Source organism: Flagellimonas marinaquae (assembly GCF_023716465.1).
Lineage (GTDB): Bacteria > Bacteroidota > Bacteroidia > Flavobacteriales > Flavobacteriaceae > Flagellimonas > Flagellimonas alginolytica.
This window is the reverse complement of record NZ_CP092415.1, coordinates 376,994-398,997: the sequence shown is the minus strand read 5'-3', so window position 1 is coordinate 398,997 and position 22,004 is coordinate 376,994. Positions and strand designations below refer to the sequence as shown.

Annotated in this window: 20 protein-coding genes and 1 riboswitch; of the genes, 9 read left to right on the top strand and 11 right to left on the bottom strand. The window is 42.0% G+C overall.

Features of this window, described 5'->3' with window-relative positions:
• Window positions 1-63: 63 nt before the first annotated feature.
• The 6 genes from MJO53_RS01830 to MJO53_RS01805 are packed head-to-tail and all read left to right on the top strand — an operon-like array spanning window position 64 to window position 5,252.
• Entirely contained in the window at window positions 64-2,031 is a 1,968-nt protein-coding gene (locus MJO53_RS01830) for a gliding motility-associated C-terminal domain-containing protein (RefSeq protein WP_420485536.1), read from the top strand.
• A 1-nt stretch (window position 2,032) separates the two neighbouring features.
• Window positions 2,033-2,986, top strand: coding sequence for a type IX secretion system membrane protein PorP/SprF (locus MJO53_RS01825; RefSeq protein ID WP_224837803.1), 954 nt, complete (start codon window positions 2,033-2,035; stop codon window positions 2,984-2,986).
• 57 nt (window positions 2,987-3,043) lie between these two features.
• On the top strand, window positions 3,044-3,577 hold the full coding sequence (idi, locus tag MJO53_RS01820) for an isopentenyl-diphosphate Delta-isomerase (RefSeq protein WP_252080253.1): 534 nt from the start codon (window positions 3,044-3,046) through the stop codon (window positions 3,575-3,577).
• Complete coding sequence (locus MJO53_RS01815) at window positions 3,574-3,981, top strand: 6-pyruvoyl trahydropterin synthase family protein (RefSeq protein ID WP_252080252.1); 408 nt, start codon at window positions 3,574-3,576, stop codon at window positions 3,979-3,981. The genes idi and MJO53_RS01815 overlap by 4 nt, the downstream gene beginning before the upstream one ends.
• A 2-nt stretch (window positions 3,982-3,983) precedes the next feature.
• Window positions 3,984-4,952, top strand: coding sequence for a type I phosphomannose isomerase catalytic subunit (locus MJO53_RS01810; protein ID WP_252080250.1), 969 nt, complete (start codon window positions 3,984-3,986; stop codon window positions 4,950-4,952).
• 27 nt (window positions 4,953-4,979) lie between these two features.
• Window positions 4,980-5,252, top strand: a complete 273-nt coding sequence (locus tag MJO53_RS01805; RefSeq protein WP_252080249.1) for a hypothetical protein — start codon at window positions 4,980-4,982, stop codon at window positions 5,250-5,252.
• Here the strand turns inward: MJO53_RS01805 and MJO53_RS01800 are convergent.
• From MJO53_RS01800 to gndA, 5 genes are all read right to left on the bottom strand, one after another.
• Window positions 5,249-5,947, bottom strand: coding sequence for a DUF4369 domain-containing protein (locus MJO53_RS01800; RefSeq protein WP_252080247.1), 699 nt, complete (start codon window positions 5,945-5,947; stop codon window positions 5,249-5,251). The two genes, MJO53_RS01805 and MJO53_RS01800, sit on opposite strands and share 4 nt — an antisense overlap.
• 42 nt (window positions 5,948-5,989) lie before the next feature.
• On the bottom strand, window positions 5,990-7,252 hold the full coding sequence (locus tag MJO53_RS01795) for a DUF819 domain-containing protein (RefSeq protein ID WP_224837797.1): 1,263 nt from the start codon (window positions 7,250-7,252) through the stop codon (window positions 5,990-5,992).
• 111 nt (window positions 7,253-7,363) lie between these two features.
• A complete protein-coding gene (locus MJO53_RS01790; RefSeq protein ID WP_252080246.1) occupies window positions 7,364-9,394 on the bottom strand; it encodes a S9 family peptidase in 2,031 nt (676 codons plus the stop codon).
• A 161-nt stretch (window positions 9,395-9,555) separates the two neighbouring features.
• Window positions 9,556-10,407 (bottom strand): ChaN family lipoprotein, encoded by an 852-nt coding sequence (locus tag MJO53_RS01785; protein ID WP_252080244.1) that lies wholly within the window; start codon window positions 10,405-10,407, stop codon window positions 9,556-9,558.
• Between the two features lie 10 nt (window positions 10,408-10,417).
• Entirely contained in the window at window positions 10,418-11,827 is a 1,410-nt protein-coding gene (gene gndA / locus MJO53_RS01780) for an NADP-dependent phosphogluconate dehydrogenase (RefSeq protein ID WP_252080243.1), read from the bottom strand.
• 168 nt (window positions 11,828-11,995) lie between these two features.
• Between gndA and zwf the strand changes: the two genes are divergently transcribed.
• Window positions 11,996-13,528 (top strand): glucose-6-phosphate dehydrogenase, encoded by a 1,533-nt coding sequence (zwf, locus tag MJO53_RS01775; RefSeq protein ID WP_252080241.1) that lies wholly within the window; start codon window positions 11,996-11,998, stop codon window positions 13,526-13,528.
• Window positions 13,529-13,632: 104 nt separating this feature from the next.
• Window positions 13,633-14,358, top strand: coding sequence for a 6-phosphogluconolactonase (gene pgl, locus MJO53_RS01770; protein WP_252080234.1), 726 nt, complete (start codon window positions 13,633-13,635; stop codon window positions 14,356-14,358).
• Here pgl and MJO53_RS01765 read toward each other — a convergent pair.
• The 6 genes from MJO53_RS01765 to MJO53_RS01740 form a co-directional block, all read right to left on the bottom strand.
• On the bottom strand, window positions 14,339-14,884 hold the full coding sequence (locus MJO53_RS01765) for an acyl-CoA thioesterase (RefSeq protein ID WP_224837791.1): 546 nt from the start codon (window positions 14,882-14,884) through the stop codon (window positions 14,339-14,341). The two genes, pgl and MJO53_RS01765, sit on opposite strands and share 20 nt — an antisense overlap.
• Before the next feature lie 71 nt (window positions 14,885-14,955).
• Window positions 14,956-15,321 carry a 6-phosphogluconate dehydrogenase gene (locus MJO53_RS01760; RefSeq protein WP_252080233.1) on the bottom strand — a complete coding sequence of 122 codons (366 nt, stop codon included), beginning with the start codon at window positions 15,319-15,321 and terminating at the stop codon, window positions 14,956-14,958.
• 10 nt (window positions 15,322-15,331) lie between these two features.
• On the bottom strand, window positions 15,332-16,666 hold the full coding sequence (rmuC, locus tag MJO53_RS01755) for a DNA recombination protein RmuC (protein ID WP_252080231.1): 1,335 nt from the start codon (window positions 16,664-16,666) through the stop codon (window positions 15,332-15,334).
• 134 nt (window positions 16,667-16,800) lie between these two features.
• A complete protein-coding gene (locus tag MJO53_RS01750) occupies window positions 16,801-17,580 on the bottom strand; it encodes an ABC transporter ATP-binding protein (protein WP_252080230.1) in 780 nt (259 codons plus the stop codon).
• Window positions 17,580-18,611: a FecCD family ABC transporter permease gene (locus MJO53_RS01745; RefSeq protein WP_252080229.1), complete on the bottom strand. Its 1,032-nt coding sequence runs from the start codon at window positions 18,609-18,611 to the stop codon at window positions 17,580-17,582. Before MJO53_RS01745 ends, MJO53_RS01750 begins: the two co-directional genes overlap by 1 nt.
• Complete coding sequence (locus MJO53_RS01740) at window positions 18,612-19,763, bottom strand: ABC transporter substrate-binding protein (protein WP_252080228.1); 1,152 nt, start codon at window positions 19,761-19,763, stop codon at window positions 18,612-18,614.
• Between the two features lie 55 nt (window positions 19,764-19,818).
• Window positions 19,819-20,042, top strand: a riboswitch (cobalamin riboswitch).
• Between the two features lie 68 nt (window positions 20,043-20,110).
• On the opposite strand from MJO53_RS01740, the gene MJO53_RS01735 reads away from it, so the two are divergent.
• Complete coding sequence (locus tag MJO53_RS01735; protein WP_252080227.1) at window positions 20,111-21,973, top strand: TonB-dependent receptor plug domain-containing protein; 1,863 nt, start codon at window positions 20,111-20,113, stop codon at window positions 21,971-21,973.
• Window positions 21,974-22,004: the final 31 nt, after the last annotated feature.

Here is a 22,004-nt window from a genome sequence, read left to right as displayed (position 1 = left end):
ATTTTGAAATCAAACACCTCATATAAGTCTTTATTCATAGGGCTAATCCTTCTCTTTGTAGGAGTGAACTTTACAAATGCACAGTTCTTACTACAAGCACCAAATACCGGAGATGAAAACAATTATCGGTGGTACGAAGCATCAGATACATCAACTGTTTTGGGAACCAATTCATTTTATGAGGCGACCCAGCCAGGTGTTTATTTTGCCACTTATGATGGCACCTTATGTGGTTCAAACGCTACTGGCTACTTCATATTGACGGATTGTGAGGCACCGAACAATGAGGTGGTCCTCGATATTTCAGCCAGTGTTCCATCGGGAGCAACGGTCAGTTGGAACCCAGCTCTTACGGGAGATCAATCCAGACCCATGGTAACCAGTACGCAAACCGTAATGCGGTATGTGGCAACGATTACCAAAGTGGGCAACAGCACCGAATTACCGCGATTTACTGTTGTATGTATGAGTCAAGCGGCCAATCTAATGGATGATTTGATTGCCCTAGATGAAGATACATCGATAGCAGTGCCAATATTTGACAACGATTCGGATTTGCCATCAGCAGGAGTATTAACGTTTACGGATCCTACAAATGGGGTGGTGAATGTTAACGACAATGGTACGGCCAATGACCCAACGGACGATATAATTACTTATACTCCCAATCCTGATTATAACGGAAACGATAGTTTTGATTATACCCTATGTAACAACTTTGGGGATTGCAGTACGGCAACCGTTACGGTAGATGTACTGCCAATTGTGGACACTAACGATGATTCGGTATCTACCGATATAGGTGTGGATGCCATAGTTTCTTGGAGGGCCAACGATAATGATATTCCCACTATAGGCTCTATTTCAGCAACCGATCCATCAAATGGAACAGTTGTCTTGAACGATAATGGGACCGCAAACAATCCATCTGATGATGATATTACCTATATCCCAGATTCAGGATTCTCTGGAACGGATACTTTCGATTACACCGTTTGTGATACCAATGGCAATTGCGATACAGCAACGATAACGGTAATCGTAAGTCCTTCAGGAATTGATTTGGATAGCGACAATGATGGTATTGCCGATAGTTTTGAAGACCTAAATGCCGACAATGACAATGACCCATCTACGAACCCAACTGATACAGATGGTGATGGTATCCCGGATTATTTGGATATAGATAGCGATAATGACGGTATTCCCGACAATGTTGAGGCGCAATTTGCCTTGGATTACATTGCACCGAGTATGGTGGATAATAATGGCAATGGAATCGATGATGCCTACGAAAATGACGGAAATCTAGGCTTAATACCTGTTGATTCTGATAATGACGGTATACCTGATTATGTAGATGAAGACAGCGACGACGACAATGTGCCCGATGCCATAGAAGGCCATGATCATGATCAAGACGGAATTGCCGATGTAGTACTTATTGGTTCCGATAAGGACAACGATGGTCTGGATGATGCTTTCGAAGGTGAGACCGTCATAGATACCGATGTAAATGATGAAATAAACAGCCCAAGTTCAGATCTACCTGATACAGATGGTGATGGAATACCGGACTTTAGGGACTCTGATGATGACGATGACGGTATCGAAACCATAGACGAAGACTTTAATGGAGACGGGAATTACGCAAACGATGATTCCAATGAAAACGGGATTCCGAATTATTTGGATCCAGATTTAGGTGAATCGACCGTTGGTGAAGAGGAAGTAGATGTGGTGAACGTAATTACACCTAATGGAGATGGTGTTCACGATACGCTGGAAATCCGAGGACTGGAAAATTATCCCAACAATACCGTTAGAATATACAATAGGTGGGGAGTAATGGTCTACCAGACCAAAGCATACAACACCAGTGGAAATGTATTCGATGGTACTTCTCAAGGTAGGGTAACCGTAGATCAGGACAATAAATTACCGGTAGGTACGTATTTCTATGTGATAGACTACCAAGATAATGGCGGTAACATGAAACAGCTGACAGGTTATATATATATAAATAGATAAAATGGTAACTGTGGAGAATAAGATGTATAAGGTGAAAATCCAATGGATACTGGCCCTCTTTGTAATGGGGTTGGCAAACATACATGCACAACAAGATGCACAGTATACCCAGTATATGTACAATACGGTCAGTGTAAACCCGGCATACGCAGGATCTAGAGGTCATTTAAGTATAGCCGCACTTTATAGGAACCAATGGTTGGGGCTCGATGGAGCACCCGAAACACAAACCCTCAATGTGCACACACCGGTAGGCTATCGTGGTGTGGGTCTTGGGCTGTCCATTGTCAATGACAAGATCGGGCCAACATCCGAAACCTATTTTGATGTTGATTTCTCCTATACCATACAAACCTCTTGGGAGGGTCGTCTAAGTTTTGGATTAAAGGCAAGTGCCCATATGTTGGACATACGTTATTCCGAATTGGACGAATTCGAGATAGACCCCCAATTACAATCACAGCAGGATATCCAGAATAAGTTTTCGCCAAACATAGGTGCCGGAGTGTACTACCATACGGATAGATTTTACGCAGGTCTTTCTGCACCAAGGATCCTGGAGACCACACATTTTGATACCTCTTCCATATCAACCGCAAAAGAACAGATCAACCTGTACCTGATTACGGGATATGTCTGGGACCTTAACCCTTTTTTAAAATTTAAACCCACGCTGTTGACAAAAGCAGTTCAAGGAGCACCTTTACAAGTGGACCTCTCTGCCAACTTTATGTTCAACGAAAAGTTTATTGGAGGAGTAGCTTACCGTTGGGATGCTGCCTTTAGTGGACTGTTCGGTTTTATGCTGTCCGATCAGTTAATGTTGGGATTGGCCTATGATCGCGAAACTACAGAACTCGGTGCCGCCACTTTTAACGATGGTTCCTTTGAGATAATTCTGAGGTATGACTTCATCAGAAATATTGGAAACTTAAAATCCCCACGTTTCTTTTAGCAAGAAATTAAACATTGATATCCCCATAAATTACACCAAAGGTCATATTTTTACCATATGAGAGAGGAAAATGTGATACTGGTAAACGAAAAGGACGAACCAATTGGACTAATGCCAAAAATGGAAGCCCACGAAAAAGCCCTTTTGCACAGGGCATTCTCTGTTTTTGTGATGAATAATAAAGGGCAAACCATGCTCCAACAACGGGCCAAGGACAAATACCACTCCCCATTGTTATGGACCAATACGTGCTGTAGCCACCAACGGGAGGGCGAAAGCAATATCGATGCGGGTAAACGAAGACTCATGGAAGAGATGGGCTTTACCACCGAACTGAAAGAGCTTTTTAGCTTTGTATACAAAGCCCCTTTCGATAATGGACTTACCGAACATGAGTTTGATCACGTAATGGTGGGTTATTTTGAAGATGAACCCAAGATCAATCCTGAAGAAGTGGCCGATTGGAAATGGATGTATCCAGAGGATATCAAAAAAGATATATCGCTTAATCCAGATGATTACACCGCATGGTTCAAGATAATATTTGAACGCTTTTACGATCATCTCATGGAAAATTCAGCCGTAAGATGAAAGTAAAAGTAAGCAGAAAGGCAAGTTTTAATGCCGCACACAGATTATATAGACCAGATTGGGACAACCAAAAGAACAACGAGGTTTTTGGCAAATGCAATAATCCAAGATACCATGGTCACAATTACGACCTTATTGTTAGCGTAACTGGCGAAATAGACCGGGAAACTGGATTTGTAATGGACCTTAAGGTGCTTAAGGATCTGATCAAAAAGCATGTGGAGGACCAACTGGACCACAAAAACCTAAATCTCGATGTTCCAGAGTTTAAGGAGTTGAACCCTACGGCCGAGAATATTGCCGTAGTAATCTGGAACAAGCTAAGACCCCATATAAATAAATCTAAAGAGTTGGAGATCGTACTCTACGAAACACCAAGGAACTTTGTAACCTATACAGGATAAAAATGAATCTTTACCCATTAAAATTCAAACCGATACTAAAAGAACGACTTTGGGGCGGTACCAAACTAAAAGAAGTCTTGAACAAACCTATAGATAGCGATATTACCGGCGAAAGTTGGGAACTTTCGGGAGTGGCCGGCGATATATCCGAGATTTCCAACGGAAACTTGGAAGGTACATCGCTTCAGGAATTGATGGATTCCCAAGGAGAAGCACTTTTGGGCAAAAGTGTGGTAGAGCGATTCGGCAAGGAGTTTCCTATACTCATCAAATTTATAGATGCTAAACAAGACCTATCCATACAGCTCCATCCAAATGATGAATTGGCCAAAAAACGCCATAATTCCTTTGGAAAAACCGAAATGTGGTACATTATGGATGCCGACCCGGGAGCAAAACTCATTGTAGGGTTCAATAAAGATGTGGAAAAGCAGGAATATGTAAAAAGTATAGAGGATGGTACCTTAACGGATTTAATGAACTATGAAGAAGTAAGCGAAGGTGATACATTTTTTATAAATACTGGAAAAATCCATGCCATTGGGGCAGGCGTACTTTTGGCAGAAATTCAACAGACATCCGATATAACTTATCGTGTTTTCGATTTTAACCGAAAGGATAAGGACGGAAACCTGCGAGAGCTGCACACAGGTTTGGCTGTAGACGCCATCGATTACAAAAAGAAGGATGACTTTAAAGTGGACTACCCTAAGAACAAGGGTGAAACGAACCCAATGGTAGATTGCCCCTATTTTAAAACAAATTTTTTGGAATTGATACAGCCTTTAAAGCAGAATCTATCCGAACGTGACTCGTTTACCATTTATATGTGTGTAGGCGGAGGAGCCACTATCACCAACGATTGGGGAAGCACGGAGATAAGAAAAGGAGAAACGGTTCTAGTGCCTGCATCGAGCACTTATGTGGACATCAGTGCCCAAAAAGCTAAACTTTTAGAAGTTACCATTTAATGGTATCTTTAATCAAAACATTATGTTATGCCAAGTATTCGCGATTTAAAGAAAGATGTCAATTTTGTCCTCGGAGATATAATTGAAGCTGTCTACATTTGGGAAGCAGGTTCTGGCAACAAGGAATCTGAAGAAGGTACGGTCATTATCGACGAAGCCATTGAGGTATATGACGACCTTATGGATAAAATTCATCAAAAAAACGTAGAGGACGCTAAATCCCACTTTAATTCCATAAGAAAGGAACTGGAAGAAAAGGCTACCAAACTTATAGACAAGCTCAATAGCCTGGAGTCTTAGTTATTGTCCAAAAAATCTTTGAATTTTTTACCGTATTTGGATGCCGCTACCTCGGGGCTCAGCCCTTTGTAGATAGAATCCAAGTATTTTGGATTGGCTTCGCGCGCCTCGGTCAACATAATATATGGTGTGGCATAAGAATCTCCATTGTTGAGCCCAAAATTAAGGGCATATCGATATCTGCTAACCGTGTTTTTATTGATCAAGCTTTGAATGGAATCCAAGGCCACGCTATCTTCCTGATACTCGGGTAGAACGGCTTGTTGTGCCAGGGCAAGTTCCCGAATATTGAATTTGGATACCATATCATAAAATTCCAATAACTTTTCGTGAGATTTGGAACCCGAAATTTTTACATCCGTATCAAATGTGTTCCAAGCTGTATTGATCACAATAGTACCAGATTCGCCAAAAAAGTTGATACGATCGTTAATGTCGTTGTTGTCTTCCTTTTTTAGGTAGAGATAAAACACTTCCGGGTCGCCGACCTCTGTGCTAAAACTGAATTTTCCGTCACCCTTGATCTCCAACGAATCTACATTGGCAATGGTGGAATCTTGAAGTTTTTGTAAATAAAGGGTTCCTTTTTTTAATCCTTTAATGTTCCCATTAACGATCATGGTGTTCTCCGTGCTTTTTTCGCAGGCAACCAGGGTAATTCCAAATAGCAATACAAACAATATCCGCTTCATCATATAATTTTAGATGGGCAAATATGCATAATCTTCTGAAAATATTTAAACATTCGACGCGACTTCCATCAACAAAGCGCATAAATATGCTCCGGCTGTACCCACTACGTATCCAAAAACAGCCAAAAGAATGCCTACAGAGGTCAACGATGGATGAAATTCTGCAGCAACAATCGGGGCAGAAGCCGCACCTCCGACATTGGCCTGGCTGCCCACGGCGAGAAAAAAGAAAGGGGCTTTTATAATTTTTGCCATTAGGATAAGTAAACCCGCATGGATACTGATCCATACCAATCCGATAGCGATAAGGCCCGGGTTTTCCATTACTTTGCCCAAATCCATTTTCATACCAATGGTTGCTACCAAAATGTATATAAATAGACCTCCAATTTTGCTGGCCCCTGCGCCTTCATAATTTTTTGCTTTGGTAAAAGAAAGACCAATTCCAATGGCCGTGGCAAAAACTACCATCCAAAGAAACTGTGAACCCAGGGAGGATAAAATTTTCTCCGGATTTCTTACAATTTCAAAATTGTTCTGTAAAAAAGCCGAAAAGTGATGTCCTGCAAAATGTGCAATACCAACACCGGCAAAGGCAAAGAAGGACAGCATTATATAATCGTTCAAGGTCGTTACCCTTGTTATTTTTTCGGTATAGGTGGAAACTTTTTCCTTGAGTTTTTCAATGGAGGAAGTGTCCGCTTTGAGCCAACGGTCTATTTTTTCTGTTTTGCCAACGCCCAACAGGATTATGGCCATCCAAAGATTGGCCACCACAATATCAATGAGGACCATACCGCCATAACTTTCCTGATTGTACTGGAAAACCTCGAGCATGGCAGCTTGATTGGCACCACCGCCGATCCAACTTCCGGCAATTGTGGCAAGGCCTCTCCAAACTGCGTCGGGGCCGATACCTCCAACAGTTTCTGGTGAAAAAATGGATACGATCAATATAGCGATGGGGCCTCCGATAACAATGCCCACGGTGCCGGTCAAGAACATGACCAAAGCTTTGGAGCCTAAATTTAGGATAGCTTTAAGGTCTATGCTCAGCGTCATTAAAATTAGAGCAGCAGGCAAAAGATATCTGCTTGCCACATAATAGGTGTTGGACGATGCTTCGTCAATGATGCCAAAACTGGCCAAAATGGCCGGTAACAAATAGCACATTAACAGGGTAGGGACCAAGCGATAAAACTTTGCCCAAAATCCAGTTTTTATGGATGATGTATAAAAAACAAAACCTAAACAAAGGCAAAGCAAGCCAAATATCACGGTGTCGTTGGTAAACGGTAATTGGTCCATAGATCTTTATAGCTAAAAATCCCAAATATAGGAAAATCGTTCAGGCCTTAGGTTATGGCCGACTATGTTTTCGTGCTGTTTACAGTTGGAAAAAAGGACGAGGTACTTGAATTAGTTTTCTGCCTTATGTTTATCAAACCATGCCAAAACACTTGCTATTTTGGCAATTAAGTTACTGGGTTTGTTGGCTATACCATGAGATGCACCCGGAATTCGGACCATCGCGGTCTCCACATTTTCTAATTTTAGAGCGGCATAAAACTGTTCCGATTCGGCAATTGGCGTCCGATAATCTTCTTCGCCGGTCAATAACATGGTTGGAGTACTTACATTGGCCACATAATTTAACGGAGAACGTCTAAAATAGTTTTCTGGATCCTCCCATGGTTTTTTTCCAAACCAGTATTTGGAGAAAAACTGTACCCCATCGGCATATAGGACAAAGCTGGCCCAATTGATAACGGGCTTTGCAACAACTGCAGCTTTAAACCGGTCTGTTTTGCCCACGATCCAAGCGGTAAGCACTCCTCCACCGGATCCCCCGGTCACAAATAAATTATTGTCGTCTACATAGCCTTTTTTCAAAAGGGCATCCACGCCGGACATTAAATCGTCGTAGTCGTGATTGGGATAGTCATGATGAATTAGGTTGCCAAACTCTTCTCCATAGCTGGTGCTGCCTCTTGGGTTCGTATATAAAACTACATAGCCTGCTGCAGCGTATGCCTGAATTTCTGCGGAATACACGGCGCCGTAACTCGTAAAGGGCCCTCCATGGATTTCCAGGATCATAGGGTATTTTTTGTCGGGGTCAAAATCGGGAGGTGTAACCACCCAACCTTGTATCTTTCGCTGATCATATGAGGATTCCCACCACATCTCTTCTACTTTGCCCAACTTTTTAAAGGAGAACAAGTCGTTGTTCAAAGCGGTTAATCGTTTATGGCTTCGGGTATCGGCAACTCCAAGATCGGACGGATGGTCTGTGTTTCCTAAAGTGTAGGCAAACTTATTGTTGGCCGAAGCGGAGAAACTGGCAGCATTGTAGGGTCTGCCCAAGGAAAGACCGCCCAAGCCATCGGTGATATCCCCCACTTTACCAGAAAGATCAATGGATGCCAATTTTCCCATACCTTGGTCAGTGTATATAAAATAGAAGCCGTTGCCTTTGCTGTTCCACGCCATATCTTCGATATCTCTATCAAAATTTTGAGAGATTACTCTAGCATCTGAACCGTCCGAGTTTATCACATATAGTCGGGTTACATGGTATCCCTGTAAACGATCATCGTATCCGAGATAGGCGATTTTTGTACCATCGGGAGATAACACTGGATTGCCATCTGGTCCGTAACGATCGGTTAATGGGGTTATCTCACCATTATCGATTTTTATCGAATAGATCTCGCTATTCGCAGGTTCCATTTCTTCATCTTTATGGAAGTTGGCACTAAAATATAACTTGGAGTTGTCTTTGGACCAGATAGGGCTGCCATGGTCGAACTCGGAAAACGTAAGTTGTTTTGGCGTTCCACCGGAAATGGGCAAAGTAAATAGTTGGGAGTTGCCTCCTTTGTAATAGCCCGCACCATCTCCGCGATAGTTCATTTTATCAATATACTTAGGGGGAGCGTTCCATTTGGCTCCCTCTGGTTTTGCCGGCATTTTAATAATGGATTGGTTGGCTTCGGGAACAAACATGTTAAATGCCACATACGAATCATCATAGGACCACGATACCTGTCCAGGCGACTGGGGAGTATTGGTCAAAGCCATGGTTTCTTTGGTATCCAACCACATCAGATATAGTTTCATTTTGTCATCTGCCATATTGGATTTGAAAACGATCTTTTTGCCATCGTGCGACCAATTTGGGGCAAAATCGTTATGGTTGCCCGTGGTAAGCGGGCGGTTATTGGAACCGTCAAAATCAATGATCCAAAGATTGGAGAGGTTCCGGTCTGTCATAATATCCTTAAAGTTTCTGACATAGATGATCTTGGAGCCATCGGGAGAAATTTGAGGGTCGGATACATATTCCATATTAAAGATATCCAACAATTCAAGGTTTGATTGTACTTGACCAAATCCTAATGAGTTTATGGCCACAAACAATAATAAGGTAGCGATGATTTTTTTCATGATTACGGGTTGATTAGTGTCTTAAAAATAAGGATTTTATCCCGGGTTGGGGCTGGTATGTGGCAATAGTTGTAGATGGTACTTAAAATGGACCGTGCCTTATCGGAAATGTATGGGGTCAATTAGAGAAATGTTGACTGTTCTCTGCTGCTCGGTAATGATTAATAGGTGGTCGTCATGTTACTGTCCACACAAATAATAAAGTCGGCTATTCCTATATTTTCTTCATCCAGTTGATGCACATTCTCCTGCATAACGGTCGAGATGGTTCCGTAGATCAAGTCGGGTCTGTTCAATTGTAAATACCAAAGAATACCTTCATAATCGTTGGAATGGTAGGCTCCGTTGTAATGTATAAAAAGAGAGCCCTCTTTATAGTTCTTAAGAATAAAATGTGCCATGGTAGCATCTTTGATCGCTTGTGCCATTACCAATGTGGGGCTACCGTGATCGCCCATCATGGTTAGAATATTCTGGTATCCTGGCAATTCGGGGTCGTATGGAATGGGCAAGGGGGCAATCCATTCCTTTTCTCTGGAGGGCAATGTGTCCAATGCTTCAAAACCACCTTTGTAAACCATGCTAGCATAGCGTCTAGGTATATTGGAGGCTACAAAAACAAGATCATTATCCTTGGCAATATCGACCAACGGTGCATAATCGGTCTTATGGTTGTTCCAAAGTCTTGCGGTGGAATCCAATGCTTTGTAATCTATTGTTCCGGACAAATAATCGTTAAGCTCCTTTTGGTTATCGGCTTCGACCATTTCTGCTCCAAGAATAAGTGGCCGTTTGGTATGGAGGTCGGTAGTGAGCTCGTATTGTAACCAATGCGCGATGGGATTGTTGTGGAGTTCACCGAACAATACCATATCCTTTTTCTCCATGGTCTTCAACATTTTTTTGTAAGAGACCTTTTTGCCTTTGGCGTTATAAATAACGTATGGTTTCTTTTGAGCATTTATGGTGGAAAAGCAAAATGAGCATACAACTAACAGGAATACCTTTTTCATAACCCACATTTTATTTTTCCCATTCTGTATGGAAAATACCCTCACGGTCCAGACGCTCATAGGTATGCGAGCCAAAATAATCGCGCTGTGCCTGAATCAAATTTAATGGCAAACGGCTACTGGTATAGGCATCGAAATAGGTGAGTGCGTTGGATAATCCAGGTAACGGGATACCATTCTCGGCACCATAACTTACCAGTTCTCTTGCGGCATCTACAGTGCTTTTCACTTTTTCCACAAAAGAAGGAGAGAGCAAGAGGTTCTGTAACGCTTTATCGGCTTGGTAGGCTTCGGTAATATCCGCCAACAAAGCGGCCCGGATAATACAACCGGCTCGCCATATTTTGGCGATCTCCCCCAGTTCCAATTCGTAACCATATTCCTTGGAGGCATCGGATAACTGGTGCATCCCCTGAGCATAAGTAATAATAAAGGCAAAATATAAAGCTTGTTCCGCTTTTATCGCAAAATTATCCTTGTCCACCGCTTTTGGGGTGGGACGGTCATACAAATTGTCCGCTTTGATACGTTCGGGTTTTAATGCGGAAATCTCTCGCATACTCACGGCAATATCTATGGTGGGTACGGGAATTCCCAAATCCATTGCGTTTTGAGAGGTCCATTTGCCCGTTCCTTTTTGTTTGGCCTTATCCAAAATCATGTCTACCAGATCATTGTTGGTCAAGTCATCTTTTTGGGCAAATATTTCGGAAGTGATCTCGACCAAAAACGATTGTAACCTTCCGTTGTTCCACTGAGAAAATGTGTTGTGCAGTTCGCTGTTGGAAAGTCCCCCTGCCTTTTTAAGCAGATCGTATATTTCCGAGGTAAGCTGCATCAATCCATATTCAATGCCATTGTGCACCATTTTTACATAGTTGCCGGCAGATTTTGGACCTAAATAAGTTACGCAGGGTTCACCTTGGTATTTGGCGGAAACAGCTTCGAAAATGGGTTTTACGTGCTGGTAAGCTTCCTTGGAACCGCCTGGCATAATACTTGGACCTTTACGAGCGCCTTTGGCACCTCCCGAAACACCAGCTCCAAAAAAGTTGATGCCTTTTTCTTTTAAATAAGCTTCACGGCGATCCGTATCGGTGTAGAACGAGTTTCCACCATCAATGATAATATCACCTTTGTCCAAGTGGGGCAAAAGCCCATCGATTACACTGTCCACAATTTTACCTGCCGGTACCAACAACATAATTTTGCGAGGCATGGTCAGGGATTGTACAAAGGTTTTAATATCGGAGGTAGCATTGACCTTGGCCGCATCTCCACCTTCATCTATCAGGGCGTTCACCTTTTCTTCATCTAAATCGTTTCCGAATGCGGTAAATCCGTTATCCGCCACATTAAGAATAAAATTACGTCCCATTACTCCCAGGCCAACAAGACCAAAATCGTATGTATTTGCCATGATGTATTTTTCTGCTCTTTTTTATTGTTAAGACAACACTAAGGTTGATGTTTATTGAATTATGAACCTAAAATAAACCTTATCTTCGTGATGCTCAAAGATAATGATACCAACTTGAAAAAGGGTAATAACCTTTGATGCAATACTCGCCAGAAAACAAAAAAATATATGAAAAAGACAGAGAATCAGATGCTCGTGATTTTTGGGGCATCAGGTGATTTGACCGCTAGAAAACTTATTCCATCGCTATTTAATCTATACATGGCCGACCAGTTGCCAAAAAACTATGTGGTACTTGGTGTAAGCCGGAGCAATCTTTCGGACGAAGCCTATCGTGAACGGGTTGTTTACAACAGTTCTTTTTTGACCGAAAAGACCAAGAATATCGATGAGGCTAAACTCAAGGGCTTTGCCGATAAACTCTACTATGAGGATATAGGGGATGATTATGATACGGACTACTCCAACCTGCGAAAACGTGTCGAATCACTTAAAGAAAAACACAATACCTCGGGAAACATCATATATTACCTCTCGACCCCGCCAACTTTGTACGAGACTATTGCACATAGACTTTCGGAAGTAAGGATGAATACCCAAAACAATGGTTGGAAACGATTGATCGTGGAAAAACCATTTGGCTACAGTCTGGAAACCGCAAAAAAACTGAACAAAGGCTTGCACCAGTACTTTAAGGAAAATCAGATCTATAGAATAGATCATTATCTGGGCAAGGAGACGGTACAAAACTTACTTGTGACACGGTTTTCCAATAGTATTTTTGAACCTTTATGGAACCGTAACTACATACAACATGTCGAAATAACCAATGCGGAAAGCGTTGGCGTTGAAAAACGCGGTGGATATTATGACAAGTCCGGTGCGCTCCGCGATATGTTCCAGAACCATCTTCTACAAATTGTATCCTTGGTGGTTATGGAACCTCCAATTGGTTCTGAGGCCGAAGAGATTAGAAACGAAAAGGTAAAGGCCTTAAAGTCTTTGCGTATAATGACCGACGAAAAAGAATTGGCAGAAAACACCATTCGCGCCCAGTATGTCGGGTCTACCATTAAAGGCGAAACCGTTAAAGGGTACCGTGATGAGGATGGGGTGGACCCAAATTCGACCACAGAAACCTATGCCGCAGTAAAATTCTACGTGGATAACTGGCGTTGGCACGGTGTTCCATTTTATGTGCGTACGGCCAAACGTATGCCCACAAAGGTGACCGAAATCGTTATTCATTTCAAAAAACCGCACCACCAAATATTTAAAGGTTCCGAAATGCAGGAAATGGACAATAAACTCATTGTTAGGATACAACCAGATGAGGGAATACTGATCAAGTTCGGGGTCAAGGTACCGGGTCAAGGCTTCAAGGTGGAAAGGGCCAATCTCGATTTTTACTATTCCAGCTTGGTCGAAACCTATGTAATGGAAGCCTATGAGCGCCTATTGCTGGATTGTATGCAAGGTGATGCAACCTTGTATGCCAGAGCGGATGAGGTGGAAGCAGCATGGGAGTTTGTAGATCCGATTCTAAATTATTGGAAAAATGGCAAGGATGTTCGTATGTACGGATATGGTGCAGGGGCCTGGGGACCTGAAAATGCCGATGACCTAATTGAAGAAGAAGGATACTGGCGCAATCCTAGCGAGAATTTAGCCGACGACCCGGGATATTGTGTGATTTGTTAAATACAGTAAGCAGAAAGCAATCGGCAATGGTCAATACTTCTCTGTTATAATTGTAATACTGGGCGTAGCCGAACTAAAAGTCGAGAAACGAAAACTATATTAAGATGGAGTTAAAAATATATAGGGACAAGCAGGAAGTAGCCGAAAATTTTTCGGACTATTTTGTAAATAAAGTGAAAGAGGCAGGTGCTTTTCATGTGGCCTTGTCCGGCGGTAGTACGCCAAAAATAGTTTTTGATCTATTGGCCCGGAAATATGCAGGTACAGTGGATTGGAACAAAGTACATTTTTATTGGGGCGATGAGCGTTGTGTGCCGCCGACCGATGATCAGAGCAATTATAAAATGACGGTCGAGCATCTTTTCTCTAAAATAGAGGTGCCCAAGGAGAACATCAATCGTATTTTGGGCGAAAAGGATCCCGTAAACGAAGCAATGCGATATGCCAATCTATTGGAAATTGATCTCGATAGGGTGCAAGGGGTTCCCCAATTTGATTTGGTAATATTGGGCATGGGCGATGATGGGCATACAGCATCAATATTTCCGCACGAGATAGAACTTTGGGATTCCGATGACCATTGTGTAGTTGCCAATCATCCAGAGTCCGGTCAAAAACGGGTATCCATAAATGGCAAGGTGATCAATGCGGCCAAAGAGGTGGCCTTTTTGGTCACAGGGGCATCAAAAGCCGAAAAAGTGAAGGTGGTAGTGGAAAAAACCAAAGGCTCCGAAGTTTACCCTGCCTCTTTGGTGAATCCTGCATCAGGAAATTTAGTTTGGTTTTTGGACGAGGAAGCAGCGGCCAAGCTCAATCAAGATCCATCTTAACATTTTCACCTTCCAAAAACTCTAAATATTCGTTTACTTTAAAGTTGTTGGATTCGTATTTGCTATCGCGTTTGTACGCTGATTGTTTACGTTCCTTGCTGCGGGCAAAGCGGCGTATATCCTGCTTTGTTTTTAGGATAAGTCCGGGCACTGCTTTGTTTTTGCCATCTTTTCCTTTGGCGACCATGGTAAAATAAGAGGAATTGCAGTGTTTTACTTCTCCCGTAGTTACATTTTCGGACTCAACACGTACTCCCACCACCATTGAAGTTTTACCGGTATAGTTGATGGACGCTTTTAGCGTGGCCAGTTCGCCAACTTCGATCGGGTTAAGAAAATCCACCCGGTTTACCGATGCTGTAACGCAATAGCTTTGTGAATGCTTGGACGCACAGGCAAATGCAATTTGATCCATAAGGTTTAGGATGTGCCCTCCGTGTACTTTTCCACCAAAGTTGGAGTGGGAGGGCAACATAAGTTCGGTTATGGACACTCTACTTTCTCTGGATGATTTGAACTTTTTCATAGTTTATAATTATCTCGTTTTTTCAAAGAGATAAGTTGGTTTCCTTTGTATGCGGTCGTAAAAAGATAGCTTTAATTTCTAAAAATGGGTGATTTTTCGGATTTTACCTCGGTGATAAAGTATTTGGTGTCGCCCAACCAGAAAAAGGTGGCGTAGCGCTCCTTGTAGGTCATTTTAATATACTGTCCTTGGTATTCCTTCATTTTTTCAATGATTTCTTTTTCTCCATCTTCCACCGAAAAGGAGAATACATTGGTCCCGGATAATCCTTGGCTTATCTGTCCTTCCCATGTTTTTACCAATACACCTTTTCTACTGAACTTGATCAGTTCCCCGGAACGGTATCCCTCGCTATAGGGAACGTAATATACAAATGCAAAATATCCCAATATGCCAATTACAATGACAGCAATAAAAATGGTAAGGAATTTTTTCATGGTTCGTTCTCTAGTTTAGTTCTTCAAAATCGTCTTCGTGGGCGCGTTTTAAATAATTTTCAGGCATATCCTTTTTGGCTTTAGCCCCCATCTTCTTTAACCTTTCAACTCTTCTAATCAAATTCCCATCTCCTTCAGAAAGCTTTTTCATTGCTCCAATATAAAATTCCTGTGACTTTTTAATACTTTTTCCCACCGAGTCCAGATCATTTATCAAACCGACAAATTTATCGTAAAGGCCTCCAGCCTGACGAGCAATTTCCATAGCGTTTCGTTGTTGTTTTTCATTGTTCCACATCGAATCTATGGTTCTAAGGGTAGCCAATAGGGTAGACGGGGTAACAATAACAATATTTTGTTCAAAGGCTTTATTGTAGAGAGAATTGTCCTCATTAATGGCGATGGCAAATGCAGGTTCTATCGGAACGAACATTAAAACAAAATCAGGGCTTTCCATTTCGTAGAGATCCTCGTATTTTTTGGAGGAGAGTTGTTCCACATGCCTGCGCAGTGAATTAATGTGGTCTTTTAAAAATTTAGCTTTATCCTCTTCTTCTGCATTGGTAAAACGTTCGTAATCGGTAAGCGATACCTTGGAATCTACCACCATTTTTTTGCCATCAGGTAAGTGGATGATCACATCGGGCATAACCCTGCTGCCATCTTCACGCTTAAAACTTTGTTGCACACTGTATTCCCGATCTTTTTCCAAGCCGGATTTTTCTAAAACGCGCTCCAATACCAATTCGCCCCAGTTACCTTGCATTTTGCTGTCGCCTTTCAAGGCTTTGGTCAAGTTTTCCGCTTCTTGGGTAATTTTTAAGTTTTGTTGTTGAAGACTTTCCAACTGTTGTTTTAGGGAAGAGTTAATGCTAATGTTTTCCTTTTGGGATTTTTCAACTTTTTCCTCGAACTCTTTAATCTTTTTATTGAGAGGTGTAAGTATGTTTTCTATGTTCTCCTTATTGCTCTTGGTAAATTTTTCACTTTTTTCGTCCAAAATTTTGTTGGCCAAATTTTCGAATTCCTTTGTGAATTTTTCCTGTAGCTTTTCAACTTCTTCTTTCTGCTCTTTGTTCTTTATTTGAAGGTTCTCCAAATCTGCTTGGTACCGAACAATTTGATTGCTTTGCTGTTCTTTTTCCCGTTGCAACTGTTTTTGGTCCTCCTCGTTTAGCTGTATTCTATCTTTTAGGGATGTGATAGTGGCGTTTAGTTGTTGTTCTCGCTCCCCCCAAACACTTTCGTTCGATTTGGTTTTCAGTTTTTGGATATAAATACCGACAAAAAGGCCTAGGGCCATTGCTATTAAGCCAATAATCAAATAGATAAATACTGTGCTCATTAAATTGTTTATTGAAGATAAAGATAATGGATTACAAAGATAAAATGTCATTCGGGCTTTTTAGGAAATCCACAATATAAATATTGACTGTTTTTGATTTAAAAAAGCAGTTTTGTGCATCAGGAATGTTGTTCCTATTTTGAAACCTTATACGAACCTGTTTTAGCATCAAACTTTACCATTTCCGATGGAAAAAGACGGTCAAAGTGCTGCTTTTCTATCAATTTGCAGGGGTCGCCAAAGGGTTGGTGCTTACCGTCCAAAATTAATATTCGATCGCACAGTTGGATGGCCAATTCTATTTCATGGGTTGTAAAAAGGATGGTTTTATGTTTGTTGTGGGCCAATTCCTGGAGCATTTTAAGAATCTGTACTTTGTGGTACAGGTCTAAGTGGGTGGTAGGTTCGTCAAGCAAAATTATGGAGGTGTCCTGTGCCATGGCGCGGGCCACCAGTACCCTCTGCATCTGGCCATCGCTGAGCTCATGGCATTTTCGGTGTTTAAGGTCTTCCAGCAAAAAAGCGGCCACACTTGATCGTATCTGCTCCTTGTCCAGTTCGGTAAGTGAGCCCAACCAATTGGTGTACGGTTGGCGGCCCAATGCAATCAATTCTTGAACGGTCAGATTTTTAGAAGCAGGTTGCTCCGTCAATACCACACTAAGTTCTTTGGATAAATTGGAAGCGGTGTAATCTTTCAAGTTTTTATGGTTCAAAATTATATCACCGGATATTTTGGGTTGAAACCCGCCCAAAGTGCGAAGTAGAGTAGATTTTCCAATACCGTTTATGCCCACAATTCCGCAGAGCATTCCAGCTTTTAAGTCAAAATTGATATGTTCAGCTACGACTCTTGAATCGTATCCAATGGTCAAATCCTTTATGGATAGTATGTTTTCGTCAACTTTAGCCATTAGAACATCATTTTGCGTTTACGGACCAAAATCCAAATAACAACCGGTGCACCGACCAAAGAGGTGATGGCGTTTATGGGCAATACACTAGCGGAGTTGGGCAATTGGGCCAAGGTATCGCACAACAACATTAAAATGGCCCCGTACAGCATTACGGCCGGGATCAATACTTTGTGCTCCATGGTATCAAAAATTTGACGGGTAAGGTGCGGAACGGCCAGGCCAACAAATGCGATTGGGCCGGCAAAGGCTGTGATGCCCCCGGCCAATAAACCAGTGGCGATAATGATGGTCAATCGTGATTTTTTCAAGGAAACCCCTAAGCTTTGCGCATAATTTTCACCCAGCAAAAAAGCGTTCAATGATTTAATGGAGCGCACACTGAGCAACACCCCCATGGCAACAATAGTTCCTAAAAGCAATAATTGGTCAATAGATAGGTTCCCAACGCTTCCGAACGACCAAAAAATAAAGCGTTGTAAATTTTCTGCGCTCGAAAAATAAGCGAGCACACTGACTATGGCCGAGGTAATACTACCGAACATCAAACCGATGATCAGTAAAGCCATGGTGTCCTTTACCCGTTGTGCGACAAGCATAACAACAAAGAGAACCAAAAAGCTTCCAATGCTGGCCGCGATGGCGAGGGAAACATCGCTCAAAAAAGAAAAGGTAGCAAAACCGGTTAAAAATGTTGAGCCCATTAACAGTAGTGCGGCACCCAAACTGGCCCCGGAACTTATTCCCAAAACAAAAGGTCCGGCCAATGGATTTCTAAACAATGTTTGCATTAAAAGACCGCTCAAGGATAATCCTGCGCCAACCAATATGGAGGTAAATGCTTTTGGAATCCGATAGTTCCATATAATATATTCCCAAGAGTCTGTCTTTGGCAATTTTCCAAGCAAAATAGATAGCACGTCGGCAAAGGGGATGGAAACCGATCCTGAACTAATATTCAACAACGAAGAACATAATAATGCAACCAACAATAGCAAAAAGGAAATGCGATATGTTCTTGTGAATGGCATTTATTTTATGGGTTTGATAAATTGCAGCTGGTGTTCCGGTAATAGTTCCGGATGCAATATCTTAATAAAATCCTTTAAGACCACATCGGGTCGGTGAGGTGCCGATTCGTAAAAAATAAGTCCACCGGTTTCGCCTTTTTCAATGGCATTGGAATATACTTTTTGGTTCGTAAAAGCAGAAAACCGGCCGTAATGTGTATTTGCGGCTTTTATTTGTTCGTAAGTGGTTTGTGCTGATGGGTTAAACCAAAATTCGGCATCTTGGGCTTTTTCCAAAACCGATTCGAGACTTAGCCCAATGCTTCCGGTCTCGGGTGTGGAAGCCCACGCATAATCGGCATTTGCATCTTTTATAAAGCGGGCCATCCAACTTTGGCCCCCAGCCACATACCACACATCCTTGTAAAGTCCCCCGGTTAGCACGGTAGGTTTGGATTTTGCTTTTTTTGCAATCTCTTTTGCTTGTTTGTAAGATGATTCTACTTCTGTGAAAATACTATCGCCCAGGGCTTCCTTATTGAAAAATGGAGCAAAAAACTTGATCCATTCGGCTTTACCGAGCGGGGTATGCTCCACCCAATCACCATTGTAGGCTACTGGAATTCCTGCCTGTTTTAAAATATCGTAGGCCTTGTTCTCCTCATTAATGCTAAATCCAAAAATAAGTTCGGGGTCTAGGGCCAATACCATTTCTGTGTTGAGAACATCATTCATTCCCAAATCCTTTATGTGCCCTGCCGAAATTCGCTCTCTGGCCTCGGGTGTTGAAATGTAGTCCGTATTTGGAAAGCCGATTACGGTATTTAATGCCCCTAGTTTTTGTAAGGGTTCTATGTGGGTAGTGGAAGTGAGCACCACCTTTTCTACTGGGGTGGCGATAATGGCATCGTATGCATCTTTTGGTAGAGTAATGGACGGTAATTTTTCCTTGGGGACCAACGCATATTTAAAACTTTTTGCCCCGGGCCAAGCCCCGGTGACCTCTATTATTGTAAGATCGGTCTCTTTGGTTACTTTAAATCCGGTTGCATATTTTACTTTGGAATCTAATTCTTGATTTTGGGAAGGTTGCTGTTTTTTTTCCTGTTTGCAACCTACCGAAGTCATCAAAAGAAATCCTAAAACTAGAATTGACCATTGTTGTTTTGCCATGGCCCAAAAGTAAGATTATTTAATTTTTGAGGAAAAAGATTAAACAGATTGATTAGCTTTGGCCTCGAATTTTGGTTCTCACGGTTTTCCGTGGGATTAAAAGGGAATCCGGTGCAAATCCGGAGCTGTTCCCGCAACTGTAAGTTGTGCCCAAGAATTACTGTTTTTTAAAAGTAAGTATTGGGCGTTTGTCTCATCTTCTAAAACCACTGCCCAATGGGCGGGAAGGTAGGAGGCAAAACACAAGCCAGGAGACCTGCCACATTCAAACAAACATTGTTAAACTTTCGGGATAAAGGTTTACGTATGCAACACATACTATTCTCCCGTTTATTCAATTAAACGAAATGAAAAAAAATCATTTATGGTTAATTACCGCTTTATTAGCGGGACAGGGGGTCTTTGCACAACAGATACAGCAAGATTCACTTAAAGTTCAACAACTGGACGAGGTTGTTGTTAGCGACTCAAAATTTGAATTGAAGCGTGAAAACTCAGGAAAAACGGTAATCAAGATCACAGCTGAGGAAATGCAGCGAAACCAGGGCAGAACGGTTGCCGAGATCATCAACACAAAAAGTGGTATCGAAATTGCCGGTAGCCGGGGCAGGGATGGCGATGTGCTAGGGGTTTACGCCCGGGGTGGCCGTGGCAGACAGGTCTTGATCATTATCGATGGCGTTCGTGTGGCCGACCCATCCACATTTTCTGCCGAATATGATCTACGTCTGCTGTCTCCCAGTACAATTGAGTCCATTGAGATCATTAAAGGAGCGGCCAGCACACTTTACGGAACCAATGCAGTTACTGCGGTGATCAACATTACAACAAAAAAGAGTTCCAAAAAGAAGATAGCCGGTAATTTTGAAACCAGTGTTGGGACCAATCAAACTGCGGAGGACCAGAATTATAATATAGGTAGCATTCAAAATTCCGCAAATGTAAATGGCACATTGGGCAAGTTCAATTATGGGGTGGATTTTTCCAATCGGTACAAAAGTGGATTGTCTGCTGCTGTGACACCTGAAAATGAAGAGGATGTTTTTTCAAATTACAGCACCAATGTAAGGTTTGGCTATCAATTTACGGAAAGGTTCGGCGTTCAGCTATATGGCAATCAAACCAAATTTAGGAATGAATATGATGCTTCTTTGGCCGAAGCTCCAAATGTAGGGGAGAACGAGCAGCAAAGGGTTGGGGTTTCCTCTGAATTTGAGTATGGCAAAGGATCGGTTCACTTAAATGCGGCCTATACAGATTACGAGTCCATGGCCAACGATACTTTTGGTGAAAGCACTACCGAAGGCAACAATTGGGTATTGGATGTGTACCATAAATATGTTTTTGGAGAGCAGTTCCATACGATACTTGGAGTAAACTATATTAAGGACGAGGCTATTTTTGCGGAGGAGGTTGATTTTACCATTGTAGATCCTTATGCCAATGTGGTCTATGTTTCGGATTTTGGATTGAATTTGAATGCAGGTGCCCGCTTGAACAATCACTCCGAATATGGAAACCATTTTGTGTACAACCTGAACCCATCTTATGTATTTGATACGAATAAAGGGTATATAAAATTGATGGGATCGTATGCAACCTCTTATATTACACCGAACTTGACCCAGTTGTTCGGTGCTTTTGGTGGAAACCCAGACTTGGAGCCAGAAGAAAATACCACTATTGAGGCGGGCGTGGAGTTTAAATTGAACAATACATTAAGAATCAGTACGGTTTATTTTGATAGAAACGAAACAAATGCCATTGGTTACGATGCTAACTTTACAACGATAAATGTTGCCGATGAGATTGATGCCAACGGGGTGGAAGTGGAAGCAACTTGGTTGCCTTTGAGCAATTTTAGTGTAAATGCCAATTATACCTTTACGGAACGGAAAGGCGACAATGCCATACGTATTCCCAAGCACAAGGCCAATGTTTCTGTATGGTATCAGTTTTGTGAAAGTACCAATGCATCTTTGAGCTATGCCTATACCGGTGAGCGCTTTGATACTGATTTTTCTACTTTTACCGATGTAGCCCTTGACCCGTTTTCAATATTGAATCTTTCTGTTCAGCATGAGTTGATCAAAAACAAATTAAATGTTTTTGTCAACGCGGATAATTTGTTGAACGAGGATTATAGGGAGTTGCTTGGGTTCACCACCAGAGGACGAAACTTTAGGGTCGGCCTCAGCCTGAACCTTTAAAAAAAGAAAAGCGGCCGATCGGCCGCTTTTT